At 72.7% G+C, this 13699-nt stretch carries 9 protein-coding genes; 4 read left to right on the top strand and 5 right to left on the bottom strand.

What is annotated here, in order from left to right; all coding sequences use genetic code 11:
• Window positions 1-29 precede the first annotated feature (29 nt).
• The 4 genes from lon to ACZ6JS_RS01685 form a co-directional block, all read right to left on the bottom strand.
• Entirely contained in the window at window positions 30-2435 is a 2406-nt protein-coding gene (gene lon, locus ACZ6JS_RS01700; RefSeq protein ID WP_469295094.1) for an endopeptidase La, read from the bottom strand.
• Between the two features lie 122 nt (window positions 2436-2557).
• Window positions 2558-3313, bottom strand: coding sequence for a DUF4097 family beta strand repeat-containing protein (locus ACZ6JS_RS01695; RefSeq protein ID WP_469295093.1), 756 nt, complete (start codon window positions 3311-3313; stop codon window positions 2558-2560).
• Between the two features lie 138 nt (window positions 3314-3451).
• The gene (locus ACZ6JS_RS01690) at window positions 3452-4330 is read right to left on the bottom strand and encodes a sulfurtransferase (RefSeq protein WP_469295092.1); all 879 of its coding nucleotides are present in this window, start codon (window positions 4328-4330) and stop codon (window positions 3452-3454) included.
• Window positions 4331-4484: 154 nt separating this feature from the next.
• On the bottom strand, window positions 4485-5873 hold the full coding sequence (locus tag ACZ6JS_RS01685) for a glycosyltransferase family 39 protein (RefSeq protein WP_469295091.1): 1389 nt from the start codon (window positions 5871-5873) through the stop codon (window positions 4485-4487).
• An 18-nt stretch (window positions 5874-5891) separates the two neighbouring features.
• Here ACZ6JS_RS01685 and ACZ6JS_RS01680 point away from each other — a divergent pair, with 18 nt between their 5' ends.
• From ACZ6JS_RS01680 to ACZ6JS_RS01665, 4 genes are all read left to right on the top strand, one after another.
• On the top strand, window positions 5892-6509 hold the full coding sequence (locus ACZ6JS_RS01680; RefSeq protein WP_469295090.1) for a hypothetical protein: 618 nt from the start codon (window positions 5892-5894) through the stop codon (window positions 6507-6509).
• A gap of 430 nt (window positions 6510-6939) precedes the next feature.
• A complete protein-coding gene (locus ACZ6JS_RS01675; protein WP_030028984.1) occupies window positions 6940-7680 on the top strand; it encodes a response regulator transcription factor in 741 nt (246 codons plus the stop codon).
• Window positions 7677-8774: a HAMP domain-containing sensor histidine kinase gene (locus ACZ6JS_RS01670; RefSeq protein WP_469295089.1), complete on the top strand. Its 1098-nt coding sequence runs from the start codon at window positions 7677-7679 to the stop codon at window positions 8772-8774. The genes ACZ6JS_RS01675 and ACZ6JS_RS01670 overlap by 4 nt, the downstream gene beginning before the upstream one ends.
• Window positions 8775-9045: 271 nt before the next feature.
• Complete coding sequence (locus ACZ6JS_RS01665; RefSeq protein ID WP_469295088.1) at window positions 9046-12912, top strand: multifunctional oxoglutarate decarboxylase/oxoglutarate dehydrogenase thiamine pyrophosphate-binding subunit/dihydrolipoyllysine-residue succinyltransferase subunit; 3867 nt, start codon at window positions 9046-9048, stop codon at window positions 12910-12912.
• A gap of 495 nt (window positions 12913-13407) precedes the next feature.
• On the opposite strand, the gene ACZ6JS_RS01660 is transcribed toward ACZ6JS_RS01665, so the two are convergent.
• On the bottom strand, window positions 13408-13699 hold a 292-nt coding region (locus ACZ6JS_RS01660; RefSeq protein ID WP_469295087.1), incomplete at its 5' end, for a hypothetical protein.

Below are 13699 nucleotides of genomic sequence, written 5' to 3'. Positions count from 1 at the left end.
GAAGCAGTCCGGAGAGTGGCGGTCCGCCGTCAGGCGGCGGCGGTGACCGGCGCCAGCGCCCCGTCCAGGGCGAGTTCCAGCACTTGGCGGACGTCGGTCACCGGATGCACCTCCAGCCCCTCCAGCACCTCCGGCGGGACGTCGTCGAGGTCGGCTTCGTTGCGCTTCGGGATGATCACGGTGGTCAGGCCGGCCCGGTGGGCGGCGAGCAGCTTCTGCTTGACCCCGCCGATCGGCAGGACCCGCCCGGTCAGCGAGACCTCGCCGGTCATGGCCACGTCCGTGCGCACCTGCCGCCCGGAGAGCAGGGAGGCGAGGGCGGTGGTCATGGTGATGCCCGCGCTCGGGCCGTCCTTGGGCACCGCTCCGGCCGGGAAGTGGATGTGCACGCCCCGGTCCTTCAGGTCGGCGACGGGGAGCTCCAGTTCGGCGCCGTGCGAGCGCAGGAAGCTCAGCGCGATCTGCGCCGACTCCTTCATCACGTCGCCGAGCTGGCCGGTGAGGGTCAGTCCGGCGGCGCCCGTCTCGGGGTCGGCCAGCGAGGCCTCCACGAAGAGCACGTCGCCGCCCGCTCCGGTCACCGCGAGGCCGGTGGCCACGCCGGGGACGGCGGTGCGCCGTTCGGCCGGGTCCTGGGCGGACTCGGGCACGTGGTGCGGGCGGCCGATCAGGCCCCGCAGCTCGCCGGCCCCGATGCGGTAGGGCAGTTCGCGCTCGCCCAGCTCGTGCTGGGCGGCGACCTTGCGCAGCAGGCGGGCGACGGCCCGCTCCAGGGTGCGCACGCCCGCCTCGCGGGTGTACTCGCCGGCCAGCTTGCGCAGGGCGTCCTCCTCCAGGACGACCTCGTCGGCGGCGAGCCCGGCGCGCTCCAGCTGGCGGGGCAGCAGGTGGTCGCGGGCGATGACGACCTTCTCGTCCTCGGTGTAGCCGTCGAGGCGGACGAGCTCCATGCGGTCGGCGAGGGCCTCCGGGATGGACTCCAGGACGTTGGCGGTGGCCAGGAAGACGACGTCGCTCAGGTCCAGCTCCACCTCCAGGTAGTGGTCTCGGAAGGTGTGGTTCTGGGCCGGGTCGAGGACTTCCAGGAGGGCGGCCGCGGGGTCGCCGCGGAAGTCGGAGCCCACCTTGTCGATCTCGTCGAGCAGGACCACGGGGTTCATGGATCCGGCTTCCTTGATGGCCCGGACGATGCGGCCGGGCAGCGCGCCGACGTAGGTCCGGCGGTGGCCGCGCACCTCGGCCTCGTCCCGTACGCCGCCGAGCGCGACGCGGACGAACTTGCGGCCCATCGCGTGGGCCACGCTCTCGCCGAGCGAGGTCTTGCCGACTCCCGGCGGGCCAACGAGCGCGAGCACGGCGCCGCCTCGCCGGCCCCCGATGACGCCCATGCCGCGCTCGCTGCGGCGCTTGCGCACGGCGAGGTATTCGGTGATGCGGTCCTTCACGTCGCTCAGACCGGCGTGTTCGGCGTCGAGCACGGCCCTGGCGCCCTGGATGTCGTACTGGTCCTCGGTGCGCTCGTTCCACGGGAGTTCGAGCACGGTGTCCAGCCAGGTGCGGATCCAGGAGCCCTCGGGGCTCTGGTCGCTGGACCGCTCCAGCTTGTCGACCTCCTTGAGCGCGGCCTCGCGGACCTTCTCGGGGAGGTCCGCGGCCTCGACGCGGGCCCGGTAGTCGTCGGACTCCGCGCCGTCCTTCTCGCCGTTCAGCTCGCGCAGTTCCTTGCGTACGGCCTCCAGCTGGCGGCGCAGCAGGAACTCGCGCTGCTGCTTGTCGACGCCTTCCTGGACGTCCTTGGCGATGGACTCGGCCACGTCCTGTTCGGCGAGGTGGTCGCTGAGCGCCTTGACGGCGAGCTTGAGGCGGGCGACGGGGTCGGCCGTCTCCAGCAGTTCGACTTTCTGCTCGACCGTCAGGAAGGGCGAGTATCCGGAGTTGTCCGCGAGGGCGGAGACCCCTTCGATCTGCTGGACGCGGTCCACGACCTGCCAGGCGCCGCGCTTCTTGAGCCAGCTGGTGGCGAGGGCCTTGTACTCCTTCACCAGCTCGGCGACGGCGCCCGGCAGCGGATCGGGGACCGACTCGTCCACGGTCTCGCCCTCGACCCACAGCGCCGCTCCGGGGCCGGTGGTGCCGGCGCCGATCCGGACGCGGCCGAGGCCGCGGATGAGCGCGCCGGGGTCGCCGCCGGAAAGGCGGCCGACCTGCTCGACGGTTCCGAGCACTCCGGTCGCCGCGTACGTGCCGTCGACCCGCGGCACGAGCAGCACCCGGGGCTTTCCGCTGCCGTTCTTTCCGGCGGCGGCCTGCGCGGCCTCCACGGCAGCGCGCACCTCGGCGTCGGACAGGTCCAGCGGGACGACCATTCCGGGCAGCACGACCTCGTCGTCGAGCGGCAGTACGGGCAGGGTGAGCGATACGGACGTCGAAGCCATGATCTTCCCTCCGGCAGTGAAGTTGAGCTATGCCGACTCAATGCATCTGCGCCTCGTGATGTTCCCCAACCCCCGTTCGCCGGGGGCGAACAGGCCCTCGGCGGTGCCCGGACCGGGCTCGGTCAGCTGTTCAGGGGGGAGATGCGTACGTCGCCCGAGGTGGTCTTCGCCGAGAGGCGGGACGGGGCGGAGGCGTCGTCGGGGAGGGTGACGTCCCGGTCGCCGGAGGTGGTGGAGACCGCCAGGCGGTAGGGGGCCGGCGGCACCTTCAGGCTGACGTCGCCGGAGGCCGTCTCGACGAGCACTGAGGAGGGCGCCTTCGCGAAGTCCAGGCGCGCGTCGCCCGAGGCCGAGCGCACCGACGCGCTCGGCCCGGACAGGCCGGTGGCGGTGATCTCGCCCGAGGTGGTGCTGATCCTCAGAGGTCCGGCGATGCCCTCGGCCCGGATGTCGCCGGAATCGGCCTCCAACTCGGCGGCGGCGACGCCGGTCACGGTGATGTCGCCGCTGTCGCTCTCCAGCGTGACCTTCGCGGAGGCGGGGACCTCCAGGCGGTAGTCGATGCGGCAGTCTCCGGAGCAGCCGTTGGTGAAGGTGAGCACTCCCGCGCTGACCTGCTGGCCGGGGGTGGGGGCGGTGGCTCCGCGGTAGTGGACGGTGCGGCGGACCGTGACGCCGGGACCGGTGCCGGGCGTGACCGCGATCGACCCCGCCCGGGCGCCGGTCACCTCGACGGCGGTGACCGCCTCGGTGACCGCCGTGTCGGCGCGGGCCGTCTTGCGGGGGCCTTCGACGAAGGAGCATCCGGCCAGGAGGACGCCGGCCGCGAGGGCGACGGCCGCGCGGGCGGCCCGGCCCGCCGTGGTGTGGGAAGTCATGCACCGATCCTCCGGCGCCGGCGCCGGACGGCCGATGGTGCCGGTACCCGGATCCGGTGTCGGGTTATCCCCCGTCTCCGGCGGCGCCCGGCCACCGGCCACCGGACCCCGGCTCCCGCAACCCGTGGGAAACCGCCGTCACCGGCCCGGGCCGGTGACGACCGGGCGCTGCGGCGAGGGCAGGCCCCATTCGCTCCAGGAGCCGTCGTACACCGCCAGGTCCCGGTAGCCGGCGAGGTCTGCGCCGAGTGCCAGTACGCAGGCGGTCACCCCGGAGCCGCAGCTGAAGCGGAGGCGTTCACGGCCTCCCGCGGCCGCCTCGAGGGCCGCGCGGAGTTCCCCGGCCGGGCGCATCAGGCCGTCGGGGCCCTGGAGTTCGCCGAAGGGGAGGCTGACGGCGCCGGGCATGTGGCCGCCGCGCAGGCCCGGACGGGGTTCGGGGGCGGTGCCCTCGAAGCGTTCGCGGGTACGGGCGTCCAGGACGGCCGCGGCCGGGTCGGCCAGGGCCGCGGCGACGGCATCGGCGTCGATCAGCAGCCCCGGGCGGGGCCGGGCGGTGAAGGAGCCGCGCGGCCCCCCGTAGTCCGGGGCGGCGGTCTCGACGGGCAGGCCGGCGGCCGTCCATGCGGGCAGTCCCCCGTCGAGGACGGCGGCCCGGTCGAAGCCCATGGCGCGCAGCATCCACCAGGCGCGGGCGCTGGAGTAGACGCCGGCGCCGTCGTAGACGACGACGGTGTCGGTGTCGTGGAGGCCGAGGGCCCGCAGCGCCTCGGTGAAGGCGGCGGGGCCGGGCATGGTGTGCGGGGCGGGGGCCGTGTGGTCGGAGAGGGCTCCGTCGAGGTCGAAGGGGCGGGCGCCCGGGATGCGCCGGCCGGCGGCGCGGTGGGCGCCGACGGAGGCGTCGAGGACGACCAGTCCTGAGGCGCCCAGCCGGGCGGCGAGCCAGTCGGACCCGACCAGCGGTCCGGGGTCCGCGGGGCCGGGCTCGCGGGGCGCGGGGTGGTCGGACGTGGGCATAGGGCAGCACCTCCTGAAGGCTCGGCGGCCGCACCCGCCCGCGGGGGGGGTGCGGCCGCCGACTGTGCGACGCGGTCGCCCCCATCCTCCGGCGCGGCCCGGCCCGGCCCGCAACCGCCCCCCGTCCCGGGCGGGTTGGCGGCCGGGCGCCCCCTCAGGGGGTGCTGCAGCCGCCCGGACGGGCATAGACGGCGACCCGGGCGCCCCGTACGCCGGTGACCGAGCAGAGGTCGAAGCGGCCGGCCAGCACCTCCCGCTTGACCGCCTCTCGCGGGTACGGGTCCAGGGGCTGCCCCGCCGGGTCCTGCAGGGCGATCACCCGGGGCGAGGCGAGCAGCGCCGCGCGGATCCGCTCGGGGGGCAGCTCCGTGCCCTGGAGGCTGTGCGAGGCGGCCGGGCCGGATGCGAGAGCGGCGTCGCGCAGGCCCGCGCGGACGTCCGGCGAGGACAGCAGCCACTCGCGCCTGCGGGAGGGCATGAACACCACCGCGTCCCCCGGGCGGGCCCGCTCGCGGACCGCGGCGGCCACCGCGAGGACGTCGTCCTTGCGGCTCTCAGGGGTGCGCAGCCACGCCGACCAGACGCCGAACGGTACGAGGAGGGCGCCCGCCAGCACCCACGGCCACCACTCCCGGGCGGCGGCCAGCCGTGCGCCGGCCAGCAGGGCGGGCCCGGCCAGTGCGTAGAGCACGTACCGGTCGACGTACCAGGGGTTGAGCAGCGAGATCGCCATGAGCAGTCCGGGCGGCAGCAGGACCAGGGGCAGCGCCACCCGAGCGAGGTCCTTCGGGGCACCCCGGGCGAGCAGCAGGGAGGCGGCGCCCACCACGGCGTACGCGGCCCAGTCCTGCCAGCTCGGCCGGCCGAGCCAGCCGAGCTGCTGGTGCGCCTGGCGCACGCTGACCGCGGCGAGCGGCAGCAGCAGGACGACGACGGTCGCGGCGCTCCACCGCCAGCCGGGCGCGCGGCGGGCGGTGAAGGCGTGGGCGAGCAGTGCAAGCGCGGCGAACTCGTGCAGCCAGCAGCCGATCAGCAGCACGACGGTGTAGGCGATCCACCGCTCGCGGAGCATCAGGTAGGTCGACCACACCACGGCGGCCGCGACCAGCGCGTACGAGCGGCCTTCCTGGGCGTACATCTGGACGGGTGGCAGGAGGGCGTACAGGCAGCCGGAGACGAGTGCGGCCCGCTCCCCCGCGAGCCGGTGTGCGACGGCGGCCACGCCCGCCGCGGCGAGGGCGGTGGCGGCGACGGAGGGCAGCCGCAGCGCCCACAGGCCGCCGTCCCAGGCCCGGAACACGCCGTGCATGAGGACGTAGTACAGGCCGTGCACGGCGTCGACCCGGGCGAGGAGGTCCAGGATCGCGCCGGGCGTGCGGTGCGCCACCTGCCAGGTGACGGATTCGTCGCGCCACATGCTGCCGCCCCGCTCCAGGCCCCACAGGCCGAGGACCGCGGCGAGCAGCGGCGGCAGCAGGCGCCATGGCGCGATGCGTCTGATGGCGGCCTCCTGAAGCTGTCGGATCGGGGGTGCGGACTCCATACTCGGGGGTGGACCCGAGTGGCTGCGGAGGTGGGTGTGCGCGCGTTCCGGGCGGTGGCGGCGGTACTTCTGGGTGCGGTGGTCCTGGCGGGGTGCGGACCGTCCGGTTCCGGGGGTGGCGACGACGCGCCGCCGAAGGGCTCCGCGGGGCCGGCCGCGAGTGCGGGTGCGAACGCGGACCCGGCCGCGAGCCCCAGCCCCGGCCGGAGCGCCGGCCCGGGCGCGGACCCGGCCGCGAGCCCCAGCCCCGGCCGGAGCGCCGGGCCGGGCGCGAGTACGGGTGCGGTGCCCGCCCCCGGGGAGACCCTGGTCCGGGTCACCCGCAGCGGGGGCTTCGCCGGGGAGACCCATACCCTCGTCGTGAGGGGTGACGGCTCCTGGTCCCGGCTGGACGCGAAGGCGGGGCCGGAGGGTGCCGGGAAGCTGTCGGAGCAGGGCCTGGCAGCGCTGCGCACCGCGCTCCGGGAGGCGGACTTCGCACGTCTGCCCAAAACGGCGACGGGCGGTCCCAAGATCTACGACGGGTTCTTCTACGCCTTCGTGCACGGCGGGTACGAGGTCGCGGGCGAGCAGGGGTCCCTGCCGCCGGCCCTGGTGAAGGTGGTGGACGCGCTGCCGCCGTTCACGCAGGGCTGAGCTCCCGCAGCAGCCGGTACGGGCACCCGCGCGGCCGGGCCGGCATGTCCACGCGGACTCCGCGCAGCTCGGTGCGGCCTTCGGTCGGGCCGCAGCCGAGGGGCGCCTGCCCTTCGGCCTCCCGCGTTCGACGGCGGCGGTCGCGGCACTCCGTCCCGATGTGCCGAAGGACACTCACGAACCGGTCTGCCCCCACGGTCGCGGACCGGCCTTGTGGGCCCCCTCCAACAGGGATCCGACGGGGTCGAAGCCGGTGGGGCGCCTGACCGCCCCACCCGCCGGATGCCGGTCCCGCAGGACGGCCGGCACCCGGTACAACCCATTCCATTTACTCAGGTCCAGCGCATATGCCGTGTCCGAACCCCACGTAGCCGCAGGCCGGAGCCTCCTCTACGCTGCACCCCATTCAGCGGGATCTTCAGGGGCGGACATGGAACAGACACACACCACCCACACCGGCGCCGCGGCAACCCCCGGCGCCCAGCGGCGTGTGCTCGTCGTCGAGGACGACCGCACCATCGCGGAGGCCATCGCGGCCCGGCTGCGCGCCGAGGGCTTCCAGGTACAGACGGCCACCGACGGCCCGGCGGCCGTCGCCGCGGCGGAGAGCTGGCTGCCCGAGCTGCTGGTCCTCGACGTCATGCTGCCCGGCTTCGACGGTCTGGAGGTGTGCCGCCGGGTCCAGGCGCAGCGCCCGGTCCCGGTCCTGATGCTCACCGCCCGGGACGACGAGACCGACATGCTGGTCGGGCTGGGCGTCGGCGCCGACGACTACATGACGAAGCCGTTCTCCATGCGCGAGCTGGCCGCACGCGTCCACGTCCTGCTGCGGCGGGTGGAGCGGGCCACGATCGCCGCCCACACCCCGCGCGGCGCCACCCTGCGCCTGGGCGACCTGGAGATCGACCACGCGCAGCGCCGGGTCCGGGTGCAGACCGAGGACGTCCACCTGACCCCGACCGAGTTCGACCTGCTGGTGTGCCTGGCCGGGACCCCGCGGGCCGTGCTCTCCCGGGAGCAGCTGCTGGCGGAGGTCTGGGACTGGGCCGACGCGTCCGGGACCCGTACGGTCGACAGCCACATCAAGGCCCTGCGGCGCAAGATCGGCGCCGAGCGGATCCGTACGGTCCACGGCGTCGGGTACGCCCTGGAGACCCCGGCCCAGCCGTGACCGGCCGGGCGGAGGGGCCGCGCCAGCGCCCGCGCCAGCGGCCCACCGGAGGGCTGCGGCCCTTCTCGCCGTTCTCGATCAAGACCAAGCTCGGCACGCTCGTGGTGGTCTCGGTCTTCATCACGACCGGCCTGCTCCTGGTGGCTCTGCGCACCGACACCGAGCTGCGGTTCATCACCGTCTTCTCCGTGATCGCCTCGATGCTGATCACGCAGTTCGTGGCGCACAGCCTGACGGCACCGCTCGACGACATGACGACGGTCGCCCGGGCGATATCCCACGGCGACTTCACGCGGCGGGTGCGGGGCGCCGGACGCCGCGACGAGCTGGGCGACCTGGCCTCCACCATCAACCTGATGGCGGACGACCTGGAGGCCGTGGACCGGCACCGCAAGGAGCTCGTCGCCAACGTCTCGCACGAGCTGCGCACCCCGATCGCCGCGCTGCGTGCGGTGCTGGAGAACGTGGTCGACGGGGTCTCGGCCGCCGACCCGGAGACCATGCGCACCATGCTCAAGCAGACCGAGCGCCTCGGCCGACTCGTGGAGACCCTGCTGGACCTGTCCCGGGTGGACAACGGGGTGGTACCGCTGAAGGCCCGCCGCTTCGAGGTGTGGCCGTACCTGTCCGGGGTGCTGAAGGAGTCGGGGCTGGCGGCCTCCGGCCGGCCGGGGCTGCTCTCCGGCTCCGGCGGGCACACCCGCAACGACGTCCACCTGCACCTGGACGTCTTCCCGCCCGACCTGTGCGCGTACGCCGACGCCGAGCGGCTGCACCAGGTGGTGGCCAACCTGATCGACAACGCGGTCAAGCACAGCCCGCCGCACGGCAGGGTCACGGTCCGCGCCCGGGCCGGCGAGGCGCCCGGAGGCCTGGCGCTGGAGGTCCGGGACGAGGGCCCCGGCATCCCGGAGGCCGAGCGCCACCGGGTCTTCGAGCGGTTCAACCGGGGCAGCGCCCGCGGCGGCGACGGCGGCACCGGACTGGGCCTGGCGATCGCCCGCTGGGCCGTGGAGCTGCACGGCGGCCGGATCGGGGTGGCCGAATCGTCACGGGGCTGCCGCATCCTCGTCACGCTTCCGGGCAGCTCGTAGGTCCCGTGTTGACGTAGGGTTCGACTGGGAAGGACATGATCTCGGCCACACGTACCCGGGGTCCGTCAGGGGTGCGAAGCCAAGGGGGCCGCAACCTCGGTGCCCCCTACCCGAACCAGGCTGGTTTCCCGCCATTCCACGTCATGAAACCCGCCGTTCGATGTGACCTGCACGACGTAAGTCCCGCCCGGCCTGCATGCAGCGGTCGAGGAGGCGTAGCCTTTATTCCCGCTGTCCATACCTTGTGAAGCGGAAGAGGGCGGTTGCCGCCGTGTCGCCACAGTCCCCCAGTAATTCGAGCACCACGACCGAAGCAGCAGAGGGCGGGAAGAACCCTGCCTCAGGCTTCGGCGCGAATGAGTGGCTCGTCGACGAGATCTATCAGCAGTACCTCCAGGACCCGCAGTCGGTCGACCGGGCCTGGTGGGACTTCTTCGCCGATTACAAGCCGGGGGGCGCTGCCGCTCCGGTGACGTCGGCCGGTCCCGACAAGTCCACGCCGACGGACGGCGCCTCCGCACAGGCCGCCACCGCCGTCGCCGGGACTCCGCAGGTCGCCGACGCCGCCACGGGGGCGGCGGACGCCGCGCCCGCGCACACCGCGACGCCGACTCCTCCGCCTGTGTCAGCTCCTGCCCCTGCTCCTGCCATCCCCTCTGGTGCCCCTGCTGTGACTGTCACCTCCCAGGCCCCGGCCGCCGCACCGGCCGCGCCCGCCCCCGCCTCCGTAGCCCCGCAGAAGGCCGCGCCCGCCACCGAGGCCCCCGCGGGCCCCGAGCTGGTGACGCTCCGCGGCCCGGCGGCTGCCGTGGCCAAGAACATGAACGCCTCCCTCGACGTCCCGACGGCCACGTCCGTCCGCGCCGTCCCGGTGAAGCTGCTGTTCGACAACCGCATCGTCATCAACAACCACCTGAAGCGGGCCCGGGGCGGGAAGATCTCCTTCACGCACCTCATCGGCTACGCGATGGTCCAGGCCATCAAGGCCATGCCGTCGATGAACTACTCCTTCGCGGAGAAGGACGGCAAGCCGACCCTGGTCAAGCCCGACCACGTGAACTTCGGCCTCGCCATCGACCTGGTGAAGGCCAACGGCGACCGCCAGCTCGTCGTCGCCGGCATCAAGAAGGCCGAGACCCTCAACTTCTTCGAGTTCTGGCAGGCCTACGAGGACATCGTCCGCCGCGCCCGCGTCGGCAAGCTGACGATGGACGACTTCACCGGCGTCACCGTCTCGCTGACCAACCCCGGCGGCCTGGGCACCGTCCACTCCGTGCCCCGCCTGATGCCCGGACAGTCGGTCATCATGGGCGTCGGCTCCATGGACTACCCCGCCGAGTTCCAGGGCACCTCGCAGGACACCCTGAACAAGCTGGGCATCTCCAAGGTCATGACCCTGACCTCGACCTACGACCACCGGGTCATCCAGGGGGCGGCCTCCGGCGAGTTCCTGCGCATCGTCGCGAACCTGCTGCTCGGCGAGAACGGCTTCTACGACTCGGTCTTCGAGTCGCTGCGCATCCCGTACGAGCCGGTCCGCTGGAACCGCGACATCGACGCCAGCCACGACGACGACGTCACCAAGGCCGCCCGCGTCTTCGAGCTGATCCACTCCTACCGGGTCCGCGGCCACGTCATGGCCGACACCGACCCGCTCGAGTACAAGCAGCGCAAGCACCCCGACCTGGACATCACCGAGCACGGCCTCACCCTGTGGGACCTGGAGCGCGAGTTCGCCGTCGGCGGCTTCTCCGGCAAGTCCATGATGAAGCTGCGCGACATCCTCGGCGTGCTGCGCGACTCGTACTGCCGCACCACCGGCGTCGAGTTCATGCACATCCAGGACCCGAAGCAGCGCCGCTGGATCCAGGACCGCATCGAGCGCCCGCACACCAAGCCCGAGCGCGAGGAGCAGCTGCGCATCCTGCGCCGCCTGAACGCCGCCGAGGCGTTCGAGACCTTCCTGCAGACGAAGTACGTCGGCCAGAAGCGCTTCTCCCTGGAGGGCGGCGAGTCCGTCATCCCGCTGCTCGACGCCGTCATCGACTCGGCCGCCGAGGCCCGCCTCGAAGAGGTCGTCATCGGCATGGCCCACCGCGGCCGCCTGAACGTCCTCGCGAACATCGTCGGCAAGTCGTACGCGCAGATCTTCCGCGAGTTCGAGGGCAACCTCGACCCGAAGTCCATGCACGGCTCCGGCGACGTCAAGTACCACCTGGGCGCCGAGGGCACCTTCACCGGCCTCGACGGCGAGCAGATCAAGGTCTCGCTCGTCGCGAACCCCTCGCACCTGGAGGCGGTCGACCCGGTCCTGGAGGGTGTCGCCCGCGCCAAGCAGGACGTCATCAACAAGGGCGGCACGGACTTCACGGTCCTCCCGCTCGCGCTCCACGGCGATGCGGCCTTCGCGGGCCAGGGCGTCGTCGCCGAGACGCTGAACATGTCGCAGCTGCGCGGCTACCGCACCGGCGGCACCGTGCACGTGGTCATCAACAACCAGGTCGGCTTCACCGCCGCCCCGGAGTCGTCGCGTTCGTCGATGTACGCGACCGACGTGGCCCGCATGATCGAGGCGCCGATCTTCCACGTGAACGGCGACGACCCGGAGGCCGTCGTCCGCGTCGCGCGGCTCGCCTTCGAGTTCCGCCAGGCGTTCAACAAGGACGTTGTCATCGACCTCATCTGCTACCGCCGCCGCGGTCACAACGAGTCCGACAACCCGGCGTTCACCCAGCCGCTGATGTACGACCTGATCGACAAGAAGCGCTCGGTGCGCAAGCTCTACACCGAGTCCCTCATCGGCCGCGGCGACATCACCCTGGAAGAGGCCGAGCAGGCGCTCCAGGACTTCCAGGGCCAGCTGGAGAAGGTCTTCGCGGAGGTCCGCGAGGCCGCCACGCAGCCCGCGGTCTCCGCGGCGCCGGCGCCCGACCAGGCCGGTTTCCCCGTCGCGGTGAACACCGCGATCTCGCAGGACGTCGTCAAGCGGATCGCCGAGTCCCAGGTCAACATCCCCGAGGGCGTCACCGTCCACCCGCGCCTGCTGCCGCAGCTGCAGCGCCGCGCGGCGATGATCGACGAGGGCACCATCGACTGGGGCATGGGCGAGACCCTCGCCTTCGGCTCGCTGCTGATGGAGGGAACCCCGGTCCGGCTGTCCGGGCAGGACTCCCGCCGCGGCACCTTCGGCCAGCGCCACGCGGTCCTCATCGACCGGGAGACCGGCGAGGACTACACCCCGCTGCTGTACCTGTCCGACGACCAGGCCCGCTACAACGTCTACGACTCCCTGCTGTCCGAGTACGCGGCCATGGGCTTCGAATACGGCTACTCCTTGGCCCGTCCGGACGCGCTGGTCCTCTGGGAGGCCCAGTTCGGTGACTTCGTCAACGGCGCCCAGACCGTCGTCGACGAGTTCATCTCCTCGGCCGAGCAGAAGTGGGGCCAGACCTCCGGCGTCACGCTGCTCCTCCCCCACGGCTACGAGGGCCAGGGCCCGGACCACTCGTCCGCCCGCCCGGAGCGCTTCCTCCAGCTGTGCGCGCAGAACAACATGACGGTCGCGATGCCGACCCTCCCGTCGAACTACTTCCACCTGCTGCGCTGGCAGGTCCACAACCCGGCCCACAAGCCGCTGGTCGTCTTCACCCCGAAGTCGATGCTGCGTCTGAAGGCCGCGGCGTCGAAGGCGGAGGAGTTCACGAGCGGTTCGTTCCGTCCGGTCATCGGTGACACCACGGTGGACGCGAACGCGGTCCGCAAGGTCGTCTTCTGCGCCGGCAAGGTCTACTACGACCTGGAGGCCGAGCGCGAGAAGCGCGGCATCACGGACACCGCGATCATCCGCATCGAGCGCCTGTACCCGCTCCCGGGTGCCGAGCTCCAGGCCGAGATCGCCAAGTTCCCGAACGCGGCGAAGTACATCTGGGCGCAGGAGGAGCCGGCGAACCAGGGTGCGTGGCCGTTCATCGCGCTGAACCTGATCGACCACCTCGACCTGGCGGTCGGCGCGGACGTCCCGGCGGGCGAGCGCCTGCGGCGCGTCTCGCGCCCGCACGGCTCGTCCCCGGCGGTCGGCTCCGCGAAGCGCCACCAGGCGGAGCAGCAGCTCCTGCTGGACGAGGTCTTCGAGGCGTAGCCAACCCAGTACCAAGACCGGAAGGCCCGGCCCCACACAGGGGGCCGGGCCTTCCGGCATGCGGGGGCTCCCGAACGGAACGAATGGGTGATGGAACGGCGACGCGTACTACCGACCGAGCCGAAACCCGCCCATTTGTGTACTTTTAGCGCTCAACCCAGCGCATTGCGTAACCGGTGCGCGGAAGTACAGCCACGGAGGGCATATGCGCAAGCTTCAGCAGGTTGTGATCGTCGCGCTGGCGGCAGGGACGCTGGCCGCCCTGGGGTCCGGATCCGCCCAGGCGGACCAGAGGACCGCAGCGGTGCACACGCCTCGGGCGGCCCTGCCGCAACTCCCGGCCCTCCCCCCGCTCCCGCGCCTCCCCCAGCTGCCGCAGCTCACCCACCTGGTGCGGCTCGCCCAGACATCGCAGGGCCAGCACACCCCGGCAACCACGACGATGAGCCCAGGCGCAACCCCGGTAGCGTACGGCCCCTACGCTCCATACGCACCCTATGCCCCATATGCGCCATACGCTCTCACGGCGTCGGGCACCCCGAGCACGCCCAACACGCCCAACACGCCCAACACGCCGAACACTCCGAACACCCCGAACACTCCGAACACGCCCAACACCCCGAACACTCCGAACACGCCCAATACCCCCAATACGGCGAACACGCCGAACACGCCCAATACCCCCAACACCCCGAACACTCCGAACACCCCGAACACTCCGAACACGCCCAACACCCCGAACACTCCGAACACGCCCAATACCCCCAATACGGCGAACACGCCGAAC

It is taken from the genome of Streptomyces sp. NPDC046349 (assembly GCF_055587885.1).
This window is presented reverse-complemented; position numbering and strand designations above follow the sequence as displayed.